The organism is Thioalkalivibrio sp. ALE19 (genome assembly GCF_000428605.1).
Classification (GTDB): Bacteria; Pseudomonadota; Gammaproteobacteria; order Ectothiorhodospirales; family Ectothiorhodospiraceae; genus Thioalkalivibrio.
Genome location: NZ_KE386770.1, coordinates 64,737 through 80,340 on the forward strand (window position 1 = coordinate 64,737; position 15,604 = coordinate 80,340).

Annotated in this window: 20 protein-coding genes; 1 reads left to right on the plus strand and 19 read right to left on the minus strand. The window is 60.9% G+C overall.

What is annotated here, in order from left to right; genetic code table 11:
* Positions 1-141: 141 nt before the first annotated feature.
* The 6 genes from F787_RS15900 to F787_RS0114495 form a co-directional block, all read right to left on the minus strand.
* The gene (locus F787_RS15900) at positions 142-699 is read right to left on the minus strand and encodes a hypothetical protein (protein ID WP_051246194.1); all 558 of its coding nucleotides are present in this window, start codon (positions 697-699) and stop codon (positions 142-144) included.
* A 7-nt stretch (positions 700-706) separates the two neighbouring features.
* A complete protein-coding gene (locus F787_RS0114475; RefSeq protein ID WP_019023102.1) occupies positions 707-1,279 on the minus strand; it encodes a cob(I)yrinic acid a,c-diamide adenosyltransferase in 573 nt (190 codons plus the stop codon).
* Between the two features lie 156 nt (positions 1,280-1,435).
* On the minus strand, positions 1,436-3,139 hold the full coding sequence (locus F787_RS0114480; protein ID WP_028492651.1) for an ATP-binding protein: 1,704 nt from the start codon (positions 3,137-3,139) through the stop codon (positions 1,436-1,438).
* 241 nt (positions 3,140-3,380) lie between these two features.
* Positions 3,381-3,776: a hypothetical protein gene (locus tag F787_RS0114485; protein ID WP_028492652.1), complete on the minus strand. Its 396-nt coding sequence runs from the start codon at positions 3,774-3,776 to the stop codon at positions 3,381-3,383.
* A gap of 235 nt (positions 3,777-4,011) precedes the next feature.
* On the minus strand, positions 4,012-4,935 hold the full coding sequence (locus tag F787_RS16685) for a hypothetical protein (RefSeq protein ID WP_231373469.1): 924 nt from the start codon (positions 4,933-4,935) through the stop codon (positions 4,012-4,014).
* Entirely contained in the window at positions 4,932-5,873 is a 942-nt protein-coding gene (locus F787_RS0114495; RefSeq protein WP_028492654.1) for a phage Gp37/Gp68 family protein, read from the minus strand. The genes F787_RS16685 and F787_RS0114495 overlap by 4 nt, the downstream gene beginning before the upstream one ends.
* Before the next feature lie 141 nt (positions 5,874-6,014).
* On the opposite strand from F787_RS0114495, the gene F787_RS0114500 reads away from it, so the two are divergent.
* The gene (locus F787_RS0114500; RefSeq protein ID WP_028492655.1) at positions 6,015-6,605 is read left to right on the plus strand and encodes a hypothetical protein; all 591 of its coding nucleotides are present in this window, start codon (positions 6,015-6,017) and stop codon (positions 6,603-6,605) included.
* Positions 6,606-6,792: 187 nt separating this feature from the next.
* On the opposite strand, the gene F787_RS0114505 is transcribed toward F787_RS0114500, so the two are convergent.
* From F787_RS0114505 to F787_RS15910, 13 genes are all read right to left on the minus strand, one after another.
* Complete coding sequence (locus F787_RS0114505; RefSeq protein ID WP_028492656.1) at positions 6,793-7,614, minus strand: PRTRC system ThiF family protein; 822 nt, start codon at positions 7,612-7,614, stop codon at positions 6,793-6,795.
* A complete protein-coding gene (locus F787_RS0114510) occupies positions 7,614-8,402 on the minus strand; it encodes a PRTRC system protein B (RefSeq protein WP_019023073.1) in 789 nt (262 codons plus the stop codon). Before F787_RS0114510 ends, F787_RS0114505 begins: the two co-directional genes overlap by 1 nt.
* 61 nt (positions 8,403-8,463) lie before the next feature.
* Complete coding sequence (locus tag F787_RS0114515) at positions 8,464-9,603, minus strand: hypothetical protein (protein WP_028492657.1); 1,140 nt, start codon at positions 9,601-9,603, stop codon at positions 8,464-8,466.
* A gap of 9 nt (positions 9,604-9,612) precedes the next feature.
* Positions 9,613-9,822 carry a hypothetical protein gene (locus F787_RS0114520; protein WP_028492658.1) on the minus strand — a complete coding sequence of 70 codons (210 nt, stop codon included), beginning with the start codon at positions 9,820-9,822 and terminating at the stop codon, positions 9,613-9,615.
* Positions 9,823-9,826: 4 nt separating this feature from the next.
* Positions 9,827-10,039 carry a PRTRC system protein C gene (locus tag F787_RS0114525; protein WP_019023111.1) on the minus strand — a complete coding sequence of 71 codons (213 nt, stop codon included), beginning with the start codon at positions 10,037-10,039 and terminating at the stop codon, positions 9,827-9,829.
* Between the two features lie 17 nt (positions 10,040-10,056).
* Complete coding sequence (locus F787_RS0114530) at positions 10,057-10,506, minus strand: hypothetical protein (protein WP_028492659.1); 450 nt, start codon at positions 10,504-10,506, stop codon at positions 10,057-10,059.
* Positions 10,503-12,317 (minus strand): PRTRC system ParB family protein, encoded by a 1,815-nt coding sequence (locus F787_RS0114535; RefSeq protein ID WP_081694164.1) that lies wholly within the window; start codon positions 12,315-12,317, stop codon positions 10,503-10,505. The genes F787_RS0114530 and F787_RS0114535 overlap by 4 nt, the downstream gene beginning before the upstream one ends.
* A gap of 91 nt (positions 12,318-12,408) precedes the next feature.
* Positions 12,409-12,714 (minus strand): hypothetical protein, encoded by a 306-nt coding sequence (locus F787_RS0114540; protein WP_051246196.1) that lies wholly within the window; start codon positions 12,712-12,714, stop codon positions 12,409-12,411.
* 136 nt (positions 12,715-12,850) lie between these two features.
* Positions 12,851-13,114, minus strand: coding sequence for a hypothetical protein (locus F787_RS0114545; RefSeq protein WP_019023066.1), 264 nt, complete (start codon positions 13,112-13,114; stop codon positions 12,851-12,853).
* 166 nt (positions 13,115-13,280) lie between these two features.
* Positions 13,281-13,787, minus strand: a complete 507-nt coding sequence (locus F787_RS0114550) for a hypothetical protein (RefSeq protein ID WP_028492662.1) — start codon at positions 13,785-13,787, stop codon at positions 13,281-13,283.
* A gap of 136 nt (positions 13,788-13,923) precedes the next feature.
* The gene (locus F787_RS15905) at positions 13,924-14,598 is read right to left on the minus strand and encodes a hypothetical protein (RefSeq protein ID WP_042806053.1); all 675 of its coding nucleotides are present in this window, start codon (positions 14,596-14,598) and stop codon (positions 13,924-13,926) included.
* A 112-nt stretch (positions 14,599-14,710) separates the two neighbouring features.
* The gene (locus tag F787_RS16920; protein WP_155989639.1) at positions 14,711-14,932 is read right to left on the minus strand and encodes a hypothetical protein; all 222 of its coding nucleotides are present in this window, start codon (positions 14,930-14,932) and stop codon (positions 14,711-14,713) included.
* Between the two features lie 120 nt (positions 14,933-15,052).
* Positions 15,053-15,547 (minus strand): hypothetical protein, encoded by a 495-nt coding sequence (locus tag F787_RS15910; RefSeq protein WP_051246198.1) that lies wholly within the window; start codon positions 15,545-15,547, stop codon positions 15,053-15,055.
* Positions 15,548-15,604 lie beyond the last annotated feature (57 nt).

The following is a 15,604-nucleotide window of genomic DNA, read 5'->3' on the forward strand; positions in this document are numbered from 1 at the left end:
CGGGAGCGACATTTGGCGGATACCCCCCCTGAAACGACAGGGGGGCAGCGGCAAACCCGCGAGGCCCAGCAAGGCGCTTGTGATTTCGCGTTTCACGGTACGCACCCCCAGTTTCCGGCCGGATTCAAGCATCGCCCGGATTCAGGCCTCCACGAACTCAGCGTCCATTCCCTCCTGATACTCGCGTGCGCGCTCGGCCATGTTATCGGCCGCGTGCGCCGCGTCGGTTTCGTCGTGGTGGATCTCCTCGTCGAACACGCTGGGCATGCCCTCACCCATCGACCAGCCGGCCAAAAATCCCCGGCCGTGAGGCAGGCGCATCACGATCCCGCGGATCGTTTCATCTTCATCGCCGGGATCCGTGAACCATCCCGTGGGGCAGATCGCGTCGGATACTTCGTCGCACCATTTCCAGCGCAGGCCGGGGGCGAGATCGCTGTCCAGAAATAACACGGCGCCCTGCCCCGCATAGCGAAGGTCGGCTACATCGTAATGTTTGGTGAGACGGGTCCGGCGCTTGTAACGGTCCAGGCGTGCGGCGAGCGGAGCACGGGGCTCGATTGCTCGCACGCGCGGCCAGGTGAAGCCGGCGAAGGTACGGGTCGGCAGGCTGGCGCGAATGTCGCGAAGCGTTTTGCGGGCGGTCGGGGGATTATCAGTGATCATCGGCTTCTCCTTCGGCTTCGGGCCGGCGTCCATTCAGGACTCAGTTCGTTTCGGGCTTCGGTGGCTTGGACCACTGGGCTTCGGTGGCACCGGCCGCGGCGGACAGGCTCCGGGACAGCACGAAGAAGTAATCCGACAGCCGGTTGATATACGGCAGAGCCTCCACCGCGGCGGGCAGGTCCTCCTGATCCACCAGACGTACCAGACTGCGTTCCACGCGACGGGTCACCGTACGGCACACATGCGCCCGCACCGTGGCCTCCGAGCCCTGCGGAAGCACGAATTCCTTGAGAGGGGGAAGTTCATCATTGTGCGCTTCGATCTCGCTATCGAGCATTTCCACCGCGTCGGCCGGCATCATGGACTCGCCCATCGCCAGACCACCGCCGATGTTGAACAGGTGGTTCTGCGTGATCTCGAGGAATTCATCGTCTTCGCTCGAATCCTCGCCGGAGGGGATTGCGCAACGCAGCAGGCCGACCAGGGCGTTCAGTTCGTCGATGGTCCCGATCACCTCGATCCGCTCCGAACTCTTGCGGATATGGCGACGGTCGGCGGTGCTGGTATTTCCTTCGTCACCGTTGCGGGTGACAACCTTGCTGACTCGGGGCATGGGAAGCTCCTTCTTGAAGTTCGAATCCAGTATATCGAAACGCTCGATGCGGTCGATTTCTTTATCTGAAAATCCGATGCGCCGAAGGGTTCCACGAACGAAAAAACGGGCCTTCCTTGGCCCGTCTTATATGGGTGGTGCGGGATTCCGAAAGGGTCAGGCAATCGCGCGATCCTCGGGGTCTTCGATGCTGGCAACGTTGAGATCCAGATCGAAGGAGTCCGTCATGTGCTTGGTCGGTTTGAGGCCGGCCTTTTTCAGCGCATTGTGATAGGCCTTGAGCAGATCCTGAACCATGCGCCCATAGGAGGGAGACAGCGTTACCTCGTGGTACAGTTCGAAGAACTCCGGGCTGTGCGAATGCCCCGTAAGATCCGCACTGTCATGACAGTATTCATGGACGAGCAGGTTCAGCACCCGGACAACGCCGGTGTATCCACGACGCAGTTCTTTCACGACTTCGCGGTCGATGGCGATGTAGGTCTCGCCATCCGTCCACGCCTCGGCGGTCTCGCTGACCCCGAAATAGATCCGACGGGGGTTCATGGGGGTCCCATTGATTCGGGTAAACATCGAAGCCACACGGCGTGAGATATCCCGAACCGCCTTGATCGCGCACCGCTCGACCTTGCTCAGATCCTTCCTGTCGTCCAGCAGATCATGCCCGGCATCGAATTGGTCACGGAAGGTGTCGAAGGACTCCACGCGGCCCTGAAACGCGGAGTGAAAGGGCCCACCCACGCAAGGGCCCGGGGTAACGTACTGGATGGATTCCAGTGCCGCCTGAACTTCCTCCGGCGACGGGTCGGACAGCCCCAGCATGGACAGCATCTGCGGGTGCAGAACGAACGCACTGCCCTTCTCATGCACCCGCGCCGCCAGGCGCTCGTCTTCCCGGCTCGGCGGGAACGTCACCATCTGCAGGTTACGGAGCCGCCCGATCCGATGGCGTTTGCCGGTCACGTCCTGCAGAAGACGCAGATCCTCGGCTCCATCATCGCTCAGCGTCATATCGCCGGATTTCAGCTGACGCAGGAAATACTCGCGTTCGGAATCGTTCAGGCTCTTGGACTTCTTCGGCTTGTTGCCGACCGCTTTGCGGATATCCTTCTTGATGGCCTTCCACACATCGCACATCGACTCGAGGATCGCATTGCGTGCGAGATTCACCTGCAGCGGCTGGTTGGAAACCACGACCCCGCCCGAGCCGAACTCGTGGGAGTTGTAGCGGCACACCAGAACACCGAGGTTGTACACATGCAGGCTGCTGCTCTGGTCCAGACGGATCCGGGCCTGCTCGGTCTCCAGCGTCCACTTCTCGTTTTCCGGTGGCTTGTTGAGACGTTTCCCGTTGAAATAGACGGGCATGGAGATATACCGAGCCATTTCCGAAAGGTTCGTCTCCGTTCTTTCGACTTCGGAGAGGGACATCGGCTCATAGAACTGCCCCGTCACCAGAAAACCGTCGACCGGCTCCTGATCTTCGAGCAGTTCATATTCGAGACCCCAGTTCTTGATATCCACATCCATGCGGTAGGAGCCGGTCCGCATGGTGGTCGGCGCAAAGCTCCAGCACTGGGAGCGCCCGGCGCCGAATTTCCCAAAGACCCTGCTTTCCGTGCTGTCATGCTCAAAGCCCAGTGTGCCGAGACAGGTTTCGACATCCTGAATACGCTGAATGCCTTTCCCATCATCCGTTACACGGAATCCATTCGTATCCATTTCAATGGACATGGAAGCGGCCTCGGCATCCACTGAATTCATGACGAATTCGAGCAGTGCCTTGTCGAAAGACCCGGCCTGAGAAACGATGGTGTGATAGATCAGCTGGGATCCGACTTCGATCTTGCGCTTTGCCATTCTCGAGTCCTCGCCGGCTGCGGGCCGGTGATCCGCCGTCCGGGAGAGGCGCGGACGGTTCGCCTTTGATTCGGTTCCCAGTATGCCATCAAGAACCGCCTTGTCGAATTCTCGGGAACTGGGGCACGATCGAAACGCGAGGGCGGCAAGCTCGGCGTCCAGTTCAATCTTGCTCCCAGGCGCCGGTTTCGAGGGGAACACCTGTTCGGGGCCGCCCTACGCCCATCAAGCAGGAACGTCCTCACTCATGTTCGTTCTCGCCACGGATGGATTCCATGAGCCGACTTTTTGCTTGCCCCATACTCTCTTCTTCTTGTTCTTCAACGATGTCGTCCATGATCTTTTGGTATTCCCAGCGAGCGATGCAATCTTCTTGTTTCCAGCAGCCCGTCTCGAACAGCGATCGGACGCGATCATGAATTTCTTCGCTTTCGTCGGCAATGGAGAAAAGCACCGCATAGCGGTCCTGGCCGATCTCCTGGTTGGATAACCAATACACAGCGAACCAAAAAATGATGGTGAGCACGAGCCCCGTGCGCATAATAGGCAAGCCATCGTCATCATCGGAAATCAGCAGGGTCACCACTACACCGAACAAGATGCAAATAGCTACGAAAGCAAACAAGTCCCAATTCATGTCGATTTCTCCATGCGGCTGAACCGGTTGCCGCCGGTAATCCGAACATCAGCATACCGTCGAGAAGCGCCTTGTCTCGTTTTACAGGTTCCGGAGCACGGCCGGATCGCTAGGACGGCGATTTCGACACGCGGTTCAGCCTAGCTTCCAGGCGCCGGTTTTCGCGTTTCAGATCGATCTCGGTTTCGCGGCCGACGCAGCCATTTGACCGCCAGCGCGGTAAGTTCGTCGTGGTTCATGCAGGCGATCTCCCATACCCTCCGGCATAACCGCGCAGAGGCGCACCATAGATATCTTGGAGACCGAGAGACGGAGCGCGCTCCGACATCCAGGCCTCAACCACGCCGGGGGGAGCCCCAAAGATACCCACCTTGGGGATCCCCGTTTGTCTGTGCTTAACATGGTGTTCGACAGGTATGCCCAACTGAGCCGAGGCATCTTTGATGCCCGGAACATAACCATGGATGATCGCTACGGGCTTACCCGCAATGGTCAGGGAGGTTTCCGGATTCTGCATGGCCGAACGAATCTTGGAACGCCCCTTCTTGAACGAATAACGTATTTGCCCCGCAGGGCGACCCTGCAGATGCGCGCGGGATAAAATACGCCACTGCTCAAGGCGATCGGGATCAATACCGGGGCAATGGCCATGGTAGGCATGAGGGAGGGAGTGATCCGCAGCGGCAGCATATCGAAGGTCTTCGTCGAGCGGCATCAGTGCTTTTCCCAGAGCATAGGTCGTTTCTGGATTTGCGGAAGACAGACGATGGAGGTATTCCACAACCTGCCCGATCGAAGAGCCGCGCCAGAATTCGGTTGGACCCATATCGAACCCCGGATCACCGGGATGATGATGATCAATACGATGAACCACTGTGCCGGGAGGTTCCGACTGGAAATCACACTCGACCAGAACCAACGGTGTTTCTGACGACACCGTTACGGCAACACCGGTCGCGCTGTACGCGCTTTTTGTGTGGACGGGGTCACCCTCAAAAAGCGCACGCCCATACCCGGCGACCAGGCCTAAACGGGAACCGATCTCCAGAACACGTTCGATGCGGAACATTTCAGGGTCGGGCGCCCCGAGAATGAAGAAATGGCCTTGACCGGGCCGCAAATTCGCTACCCCTTTACGTTCAGTCATTTCACGTTTCATGCCGGTTCCTCCAGAACCTCGCAGGGCGACGTCGGCACTTCGTCCCAGTGCCGGCCGCCGAGCACACGCCCCGCCCGTTTCTTGCCGACGTGAAGCATGATGTGCGGCCAAGACCCGCTGAGGTGCGAAGCCCCGGCCACGGCTGAACCGAACTCCCCGTGTTCGTTCAGAACGACCACTCGATCGTCCGGATTCGAGGCGGCCTCCACCTCCATGACGAGCGGGCCCTGCGGCGACCACTCGCCCCACTGCTTGAACAGGAAGGGGATGGCGCGTGCCTGGCACTGGTCGCGGATCGCCTCCACCCAGGCTGGATGCATCGGGCGCGCGTTCGGCCCCGATTCGCCGCCGACAATGATCCAGTCGATGGCGGCGTCCGCCGGCATTGCCCGATCCAGATCCACCGGGCCCACCAGCGGCTCCATCGACAGAAAGCGCATCGTCGCGGGCGTCGCCAGCAGCTTGTCGATGTCCCGCTCGGCATCCTCCTGGTTGGCAACGGTCACCCCCAGCCATACATTCGGCCACGGCGTTCCATCGGAACCCGATGCCATCCAGGGCAGCATCCGGCGCGCGACCCCGATGCGCTTGGTCAGCAGCAGGAAATCCAGCGACGGACATTCCGCAATCAGGTCGAACAGGTCCCGGCGCCATTCGTCCGGCACTTCCCGGTCGGCCCAGTCCGCCAGCGAAGCGACGAAGACCCGCTCACGGGTGCCGGCCTCCGCGTTGCGGCGCTCGAGACGGCGGATCGTGTTCCAGTTGCTCTCCGCCGTGCGTCGCCGGGGCTCGCCAGGACCCCAGTGAACCGGCTTCGAGGCCCGATTCGACGCCCAGCGTTCGGCGTAGCAGTTGTCGCAGCCGGGACCGACCTTGGTGCAGCCGATCCACGGATTGAAGGTGTGGTGTGCCCACTCGATATTCGTATTTTCCGCCATCGCAATTCTCCTTTCGGTTTGCGAGCAATCCTGGCACTGACGAAAGAAAGGCGCAATAAAAAATGGCGAAAGAAAGACGAAGATGTACAATGAAAATGAAGATCACGAGCAAACGGCGCGAAGCCGAAAGGAGTATGAAATATGGGATGGTTGTGCGGGCCGATGCCATTTGAGGGCATCAAGAAATACCTGGATCGGAATATCTGCGGACCGGATGTGAAAATCCTCGATTCCGCCCTGAAAGTTTCAGATGCGTATTACGCCGCGGCGGAAGTCCCCGTCTCGAACGAACACGGGGAATCGGACCGACTGGTGATGGCATTCGTCGTTGCTCTCAAGATCGCACCACGGAGCGAAGAAGAAGCGTTCTGCCGCAAGGAAATGCAGGAGTCCATGTTCCCGCGCCAGTGCAGTTGTCCGAAGCGCATCCTGGACCAGTTGAGCCCCGTGGAGGACTTCGCTCCGTATGTCCACGAAGACTCGTTGGAGCGTATGCGGGAGTGGCGCGCGGCCTGCCTCAAGGATGCGGAAGCGGGGGCGCTACCAGTCGGGACGGTGATCCGGTTCAGCGACCCCCTGGTCTCAGGTGGCAATTACAACATGGGGCATCGCTTCGAGAAGATCCGCCTCCGCCGTCGAAAAAACATCTGGCGGGCACTGGACGTGAGCGGCGTCGTGGTCCGCCTGAAAAAATCGACCATCCTGAAGGCCATGGAGGTCAGTCGGCCCTGAAACGATGGTCGTATCGGGAAGTCGATCGAGGGCGATCCATTCGGGTCGCCCTTTTTCGTGGGTATCCTGGAAGTCTGGGGGGCAGCGGAGGTCGCCCAAAAGAAAAGCCGGCCCGTGGAGGCCGGCTTGTCTCCGGGGTCTACCCCGGAGGGGGAAGGGGCAAAATAATTCCCTCATGGCGCCGCCGTCAATCCGACACGCCCGTTGCCTCGGGGGCGGTGTACCCGAACATCGACCAGGTGGCCGGATCAATGTGCAGGGGTTGCATGGAGCCCTGCCGGGAGTCGAAGAACATGCCGTGATGGTCGATCTCGCCCTCCCGGATCAGGCTCCAGATCAGGGAGAGGCCCATCGAGGCGTACTTGTTCACCCAAAGGTCCTGCGACGCCAGCGCCTCGGCCATCGAGCACGAAGGCGCGTCGTCGTCGGGCTGGTCCCGCATTTCCGGGTACAGATCCACGATGTGCGGCAGCTTGAACTCCGGCCTACGGTGATCGTCCCGGGCCAGATGCCCCAGAACCACCTGCCCTCGGTGCTGCCCATTGCCCATATCCAGCCAGAGAAGGGGCGGCGGCCCCATCGGAGAACCCCGACCCGTCCAGTGGTCGGCCAATGCGACGCGGAAAGAGGCCCGGTCCACGCAAGTCACGAGCAGAGGCATCACCCATGGGCCGCACCGATCACCCCTCAGCGTTTCCGGGTCCGCCATCATCGGCACGCCTTCCCAGTCGAGGCCAAAAAACAGATTGTAGCGGGAGACCAGAGTGACGGCCTTGTTCTGACCGACATCCCGTGGGCCGAATCGCTGGCGGCCGATGTTCGACGCGCTCACGGTATCGCCATCGTACACCCGGACATTCAGTCCCGGATGACCAAGGCCGACGAGACCGTGGTGCATTCGCACCAGGCCGTCCAGAACCTCCGAGCCGGTGCCGCCCGCGCCAACCAGCGTCACAGGGATGGGCTCATGGAGCCAGGAATCGGGAACCGTCAACTTGTTCGTCATCATCACGAACGCTCCCCCACAAAACGAACCCACGGGGCCAACGTACACCCCATTTCCGCCATTTCGGACACCCTGGGGCTCCGTCCGGCCTGCTCAAGCGACCGCCAGCGTTGGATGTGTTCGGCGGTGTTCACCGAGTCTCTGGAGGCGAAGGTGGCGTCGTGATTAACGTGGGTGAACCACGTCTGGAATACCGCTTCTTCCCATTCCTTCATCGCATACGAAGAAACCGGATGACTCGGGGTCCGAATCGAACCGCGACAGATTTCACCTCGCTCATAAATGTTCATCAGCGGCGGGTGGAACAGCCGCGTCTGAGGAGTGGGGCGAGCCACCCCTGCCGTCGCAGCCAGGTACAGCTGGCCGGCGGAGTTTGCGGCGAACACCAGCGACGGCCAGAAAACGTTCAGCCGAAGATCCTCGGAGGAAGCGGAGCGACGGATATACATCGTCCGTTTGCGACGAGGCACGAACCAGACCCGGAGCCTCGAGGTGCTGTAGAGCACCGATCCGTCGAGGAAATCTTCCAGGGTGTCGAACGGTTCATCGGGTTCGCCTGCCAACGCCCGAAGGAAGTCCCGAGCATCCTCCCGTGAGAGTGCCCGTCCCGCGCCCAGCGCCGGGGGCGCACCCTCGGACGTATAGACCGAATGCACGGTGGCAAGCCCACGCACGCTGGGGCTTCCGAAGCTGTAACCCAGTTGGATGCCATGTTCTTGCAGACCCGCCGTTGCGGGGTGCTGACCCGATTCCTCGTGGAAGAGGATTGCAGAGGTCGGGGTTAAGGCCATCGTTCGGCTCCTGCGATCCGGCTACGGGCCGGTTCCGCCGCATGAAGTGCGGTTGCTCGATTCACGGACTCAGGCTATCGCTCTTGTCGGGTTCGTCAATTTTTCGCAGCGCAACGGCCAAATCGTGAAGGAGACTTTTGGCGTCCAGAATATGGCGAAGCACATCAAGGGTTTCGCCCCACCGCTGCGGCTCCAGGGAGAACGCGACCGCATCCCTGTCTTCGCCGGCTTCCATATCCATCCGCAGGAAGGAATCGGCAACCTCCACGGCGGCATCCTTCAGCCGAGCCTCCTGATCCGTATCCAGAACGAGAAGACCGGCCCCGAGGCTATAAGGGATGACCCGTTCCGGCCCACGGGAACGCTCCTCGTCCACGCGATCCGCCATCAACCATAGCGCATGGGCGCGCTCCACCAGAGCATCCAATTCACTGCCACCCCGATCATGGCGAGCCTCGAACATCGCATCAACGCGTGAAGCATCCGCACGCAGAGAAAAGAGCGGCTCGTAAAGCGCCGAAGGAGCCGCGTGAGCCAGAAGATAGAGCGTTTTGACATGCTCAAACATTTCGTCGTCCGGACGCTCCCCGACAATACCGACACAGGCGTCTTCCCACTCGTCTCGAAGCCCGTCCAGAATGGATTCCGTCGCGTTTTCCGGGTTGCTCAACCGATTATGCGCGCGATCGGAAAACTCCATTGCCAGCTCATCCATGTCGCACGCCAGGTGCGCGACATCCGAACCCGTCTGGAGGCCAGGGAAAAAACGTTCCAGTACCGCCAGAACCAGAAGGACATCCTGCGCCTTGTTCGGGTCCTCCCGCGTCAGCGCCTCCATCGAGAAGTCCAGGATGTCCGGCTCAAAGCCCGAATGCTCAAGAACCACGCTCCCCGGCTGCACGTCTGGATTGAAGGAGGGAATATCGGTCGAAATGGAAAACAGCGTCGTATATCTCGGATCTTCCGGTTTCGACGATACACCGAGTCGGTGGCGAACCGCCTGCCCGGTCAGTTCGCACAGGCGATTCGTATCTTCTCCCTGGAGCGCGGTCTGGACGACGCCTTCATCAAGAACGCCATCGTCCAGCCCCATCGTCAGACACTCCCCGAAGACGCGCTTGTGTATCGGCGCGAACGGGTCCGGGTTCAGGTTGCGCACGGTTTTCGCCCAGGCTTCTGCCGGGATCGAAGGAATCTGCATAGTGCCTCCCTAGATGGGCTCCATGTGTTCCGGTGGAACATGGGCCGGGATGGACGCCGGGAAACGCTTCAGGATGCTGGGTGCTTGGACGAGAAGCCTTTGGGGAACCGGCTCCGGCGTTTCCGCATCCGGCGAGGAGGCTCCGACATTCGGAGCCTCCTGATCCGTCTCTACGGGCATCGTCCGCCACGCTTCCAGGGTTTCGCGCACGTCTTCCATCCCCCTACCCCTTCGTCTTGGCCGGTTCCTTGTCGAGCGTGAACACCAGCCGGTTACCCTCGACACTGCGCTCGCCCAACTGACACGGCGGCATCGCCGGGTTGTTGCGTTGCAGCAGTTCCACCACGTCATCGGGCTGCATCTGCGGGTCCGGGTCGGGGAAGTCGGTCGCCCCGAGGCGGAAGATGCGGGTCATCGTTTCGGTCGTTGCAGTCATCATCGAGTCCTTTTCGCTTACAGGCCGAGCGGGTTATCCGCATCCGCCGTGGGTTCTTCGGTCGTGTCATTCGGCGCGGTCGTGGTGTCCGTACCGCTTGCCTGTGGCGTCGTTTCCTTCTTGCCGCCCTTCTCGGGCGCTTTCTTGGACTCCGCCGCCTGAGCGGTTTTGCGGGCCTCACGGGCATCGGCCATCAGGTCGTTCACGGTGTCGCGCATGTCGCGGTTCGTCTGCGCGAAAGGGTCGGCCAGATCGGCCAGGGCCGTCTCCAGCGCCTCGGGCGTGGAGGCGCGAACCACCAGCGGCATCGCCACCTTCTGGCGCAACGCCTGGGCCTCGTCGGAGAGGTCCTGGGTAGCGACGGCCCCGTGGAACTGGACGATGGCCCGGTAGCCATCGCCCTCGCGTTTGATTTCGACCGAGACTTCACCCTCCCGGTCCAGCAGTTTTGCCATCGTGGCGATCATTGCGTGCCTCCCGTGGCCTTCGGGCCATTGGTAATGGTGTCGGGAATGAACTGCGACAGGTCGAGCCCACTGTTCATCACCCCGTCGATGATTTCGGGCTTCTTCTTGCCCATGAGCGCCTTGAAGCTCCCCTCGCCCTTGGCGGCATCAAAGGCCCCCGAAAAGCCGGTCTGCGTCAGTACCGACTCGATCCCGGATTTCGTCAGGGCATCGAGGAAATCCGCATCCAGTGCGTAGTGCTCGCTCCAGTCGAAGGGAGCGGCGGACAGGCAGGCCGTCACGCACTCGGGCGCATTGACCCCGACATCGAAAGCATTGGTCATCGGCTGGCGGGTCAGCTGGGTCACGACCTCCAGCATCAGGTGATCCAGCGTCGTTTGATCGAGCGCCGCCAGTGCGGCGATCCTGCCTGCCGTTGTTTCCCGGGCAGTGACGTGACTCAGCGTGTCGCTGGCGTCCTCCGGCACCTGCAGCTTCGGAAGCAGCGACGCGATCAGCATGGCGCGACGCAGAATCGGGTCGTCCTGAACCCGCTTGGCGGCGACTTCACGACGAATCTTCTGCACCGTCTCGATGACCTTGCGCGGCTGGGCCTTGACCGCCTGAGACGGGGCCTGGCCCACACCCGACGAAGCCTGCTTTGCGCCGGTACTGGCGGGAGCCGGGGCGTCGTGGCCCACGTTCTCCGAGGCGGTCGGGGTCTCCCCTGCAACAGCGGTTTCGTTGTCCTCGCCTTCGCCGGTCGGGGTCGCATCCACCTGTTTCTGCGCTTCGGCATGGGCTTCAACCTTCTGCTTGTGGCACTTGAGGTCAAAGCACACGTCTTCGGTGACGCGACCCATGCGGTCGGGGTCGGTGGAGAGGATCGCGCCGAAGCTCGCGCAGCCCTTGCACGCGGCCATCTGCACTTCGCCCACGTCGCGGACGAGCAGAATGGTATGGGTGCCCGGCTCGGCCTCGGTGTCCAGACGCACGGTGTTGTACTGTTCCGTCAGGTCCGCCTTGCGGGCCTGCATCGCCGCCTCGGTTTTCTCGTTGAAGCAGGACGGCAGCGTGCAGCGACCCTCCCCGATGTGCTCCTCGAACAGCCCCGCCTGCGTGCTGGAGTTGTGCGGGCAGGTCATGCACTCGGTGCGGTCGAAAACCGCGGATTCCAGTTCCAGGGCGTAGCCACCGATCCGCTCGCGGAGCATCTGGACGCTCACGCCATCGTTCACGATCTTCGGCAGCGAGTTGTCCTGAACCGCCGTGGGCAGCGAGGACAGCAGTTCGGCGTGGCCGTTCTTGATCTCGCCCCTCGACAGCGCATCCTTCACCGCGTCGGTGCAGTTGAGCAGCAGCAGACGGGAATCCAGCTTCTTCCGCGACCAGCCCAGCACCTTGCAGGCTTCGGCGTGGTCGCCTTCACAGGCGGAGACCACCTTGCGGGCGGCGTCGGCTTCTTCGGTCGGGGACATATCGGCACGGGCGACGTTTTCCACCGTCGCCAGAACACGGGCTTCTTCGTCGTCCACGTCCCGCACGACCACCGGCACCTGCGGCAGCGCAACAGCCTGAGCCGCCCGCAGCCGCCGTTCACCGGCCACCACGCGGTAGTACCCTTCCTCGCCTGCCGGGCGCACCACCAGCGGCTGCACGATCCCCTTGCTGGCGACCGAGGCTTTCATGTCTTCTTCGGCAGCGGCGTCGAAGTGACGGCGCGGGTTGAAATCCGGCTCGACCATCAGGCAATCGAGCGGAACGTAAGTCAGTTCATTCGCTTGTTCTGCAAGCATCTTTCGCTCCTTTTGTTTTGCGGCTTGGGGCCACATCCTCCGCCCGAGAAAGACGCGGGCGGTTCGTCGTGTTGGCAAAAATGAGATTACCGAAAACGATCCGTCTGTCGATTTTTTAGGCGTGCATTCAGTAGTCCGTGAACGCCTCGCCGCTCGGACCTTCGCTGCATCTAAACGGGTTGCAACGCACCTGGTCGTAGTGGCGTCCCTCAAAAACGAACATCACGGGAAACGATTCGGGGCCTCGGACCTCGGGGTAAGCCGCCGCAGCGGCTTTCTGGACCTCGGCGGCCGCGTTCATGGGGCCATCGCCCGATCCGAAACCTACCCAGCAGGGGACTTGATCGAAAGCGTCACGAAAGAATTTCGGAAAGCTCAGAACAACGGTGTATTCGCGGCTTCCCACCACCGAGTTGGTATTCAAATTATTCATTTCGATTCTCCCACTGGCTTAGGGCCAGGAATCCGCCGCCCGGAAGGACGCGGGCGGTTCGTCGTGTCGCAGGGCCAGGATGCCAGAGCATCCCGGCCTGTCGATTTCTTACAGGTGCGGATATGAAGTCCGGACGTCAGGCGATGACGCCCGAGGGAGGAACGATCTGCGGGGTATCCAGGCATACCCCCTTGGGGAGGTCTTTCTTGGCGGCCTTGAGCGCCGGATTGGGCAGACGAAGGCCAACCGGTTTCACGAACACCGCACGGCCATACCCAAGCCCCTCGAAGCTCACGGTCCGCGCGCGAAGGCGGTCATACGCGAGCCCATGTTCGGAAAGAACCGAAGCGACGATCTTTTTCGCCTCGACAGCACTGTACTCACCGGGAATGTTCGGCATGATTCAACGTCCAATCCGGCTTCGGGCCGGGAATCCGCCGCCCGGAAAGACGCGGGCGGTTCGCTTGGGAAGAGAGCCGGGGCGCGGATAGCACCCCGGCCATCGGCTAGATCGAGTCATCTTCTCCTGGGAGCGTTCACGCTCCTTGGCGACTCAGGCCCAGTCACTATCGCAGAGCCGAATTCGCCTCGGTCCGGTCCTCGTGATGCCCCTCGAAGGCCACTAGGATCGAGAGATCCTCCACGTCCTTGAGGCCATCGATCATCCCGAAGGCGGAATCCTGAACACGGATCGCTGCATTTTGCCAGTTAGGGGCACAGGCATGCCCCACAAAGACGACAGCGGAATCCGCACCTTCAACACCGGGCAGGTAGCCCGGTAGCTGTAAAACCACGGTGTAATCCTTCTCCGCCAGGGCACCCGTATCGTGACCCTGCTCCGCCGACTGATTGATCAGAGCCTCGAGACGGCCCAAAGCGCACTCCTGCGCGGACAGATCCTCCAGCGCGCCCTTCAATTCATCCCCGTAATCCAGGCGGCCATATTCGGAATTGAGGTATTCCGATCGATCTTCGCGCCCGTATTCGGCTAGAGCGAGAACCTTCCTCAGATCGTCCAGGGAAACCGGGACATCGGAAGATTCGGTGGGTTCGGTATTGATGTTGGTGTTCATGGTAGTTCTCCCGACCGGCTTCGGGCCGGTTGTCCGCCGCCCGGAAAGACGCGGGCGGTTCGTCGTGTCGCAGGACCAGGATGCCAGAGCATCCCGGCCTGTCGATTTTTTAGTCGATACTCACCTGGTCATCGGGTTAAATCGCGGCTTCTTCCCTGGCGGCTTCGCGTTGCTTCGCGACCCAACCCCAGTAACTTTCGCGGGTGTCATCATTGCCGACTTCGTACTGCCAGTCCTCGACCGTAAAGTCCGGGTCTTCGTCCCAGTATCCAGAACCGTCTTCCGGTGCCGTCGCGTGTAGAGTCGAATTCGCCTCGACCCGGTCCTGGTGGTGGCCCTCGAAGGCCAGCAGAACAGCCAGATCATACTTGTCCTCGATGCCGTCGATGGCGTCACAGGCGGCGTAAGCGGCATTTCGGACAGCGTCCGACCAAAAGCGCCCGTGGGTGTGGCTAACCCAGACGCATGTGTCGCCTCCCCCGCAACCGGGCAGAAAGTCCGGCAACTGGAACACCACGGTATAGGCCTTTTCGATCACTTCATCGCTGCCGGAATCCGGATGGTGGTTATCGGATTCCTCCGACCGCTTGAGGCAGTTCCGAAGGGTGTCCATCGCGCGATCCTGAGCGGCCAGGGTATCGAGCGCATCATCCAGTTCCGCACCGTAATCCACCCGACCATAGAACGAGTTCAGGTATTCCGAACGATCATCGCGGCCCATTTCGGCCAGATCGAGTACCTGGCGGAGTGCATGGACGGGAACGGAAACCAGGGTTTCCGGGTTCTCATTGGACCGATTTTCGTCATTCATTGCGAGATTGCTCCTACCGGCTTCGGGCCGGTTGTCCGCCGCCCGGAAGGACGCGGGCGGTTCGTCGTCGCTTCAGGGTCAATATGCCATTTTTTGCGGATTTGTCGATTTCTTAGTCTGCCGCGACTTTTCGTACATAAGATGACCATTCATTCAATTCGGCATTCGTGCCATCCGTCAGAAGACCTTCCTCAATAGCCATCCTCACCATTTGGTGAAGATTGTCATAAAGGTGGTCGGGATTTACTCCGTTAGGGTCGTATTTAGCGGTAAGGGTCAGCTCCAGCGTAAGCGTTGAACCCGAATGATCGAATTGATCTTGCGTGTTATCCATTGCGAGATTGATCCTTCCGGCTTTGAGCCGAATTCATCGCCCGAAAGGACGCGGGCGGTTCGTCGTTACTGCAGGATTATTATGCCATTCCCTGGCGTGCTGTCGATTTTTCCCTGAAAGCTACGCCTCGGGCGACGCCGGGGGCTCCAGTAGGTCAGGATGAACCTTGAAGACGTGCTCCACGAAGTCTCGGGCGGGCTGCCAGTCTTCGGGTGTACCGTCCGAACGGATTTCGAGCACGCCCGGAGCAACCTTGGCGGCCATAAGCAGGGTTGCACAGACCATCAGGTCGTAGGGCTTGCGATCCGTTTTGCAGAACCAGAAACCCTGCGGGATCGGGGAATCGGGATCCATCCGCTCCCGGAACCGGGTCAGCAAAAAGGTTTCATGGGACAGCGGTTCCGGTGCTCCGTTGAACAGGATCCTTTCTTCGTCGCAAACCGGGTCCCCGCCTTCCTGATCGTCAATCGCCAACGGATCGTTCGAGTAATAACCGCCCGCCGAACGGCTGCTGGACGGCATTTCCTGACACAGCCGGGAGAAAGCCATCATCAGGCGACTCCACTCTTGATCGGTGAAATCGCGCTGCTGCGTGTATTGGTGCGTATAACCCATGACGTTGCACTCCTTTCGGCTTTGAGCCGCATTCATCGCCCGAATTGACGCGAGCAA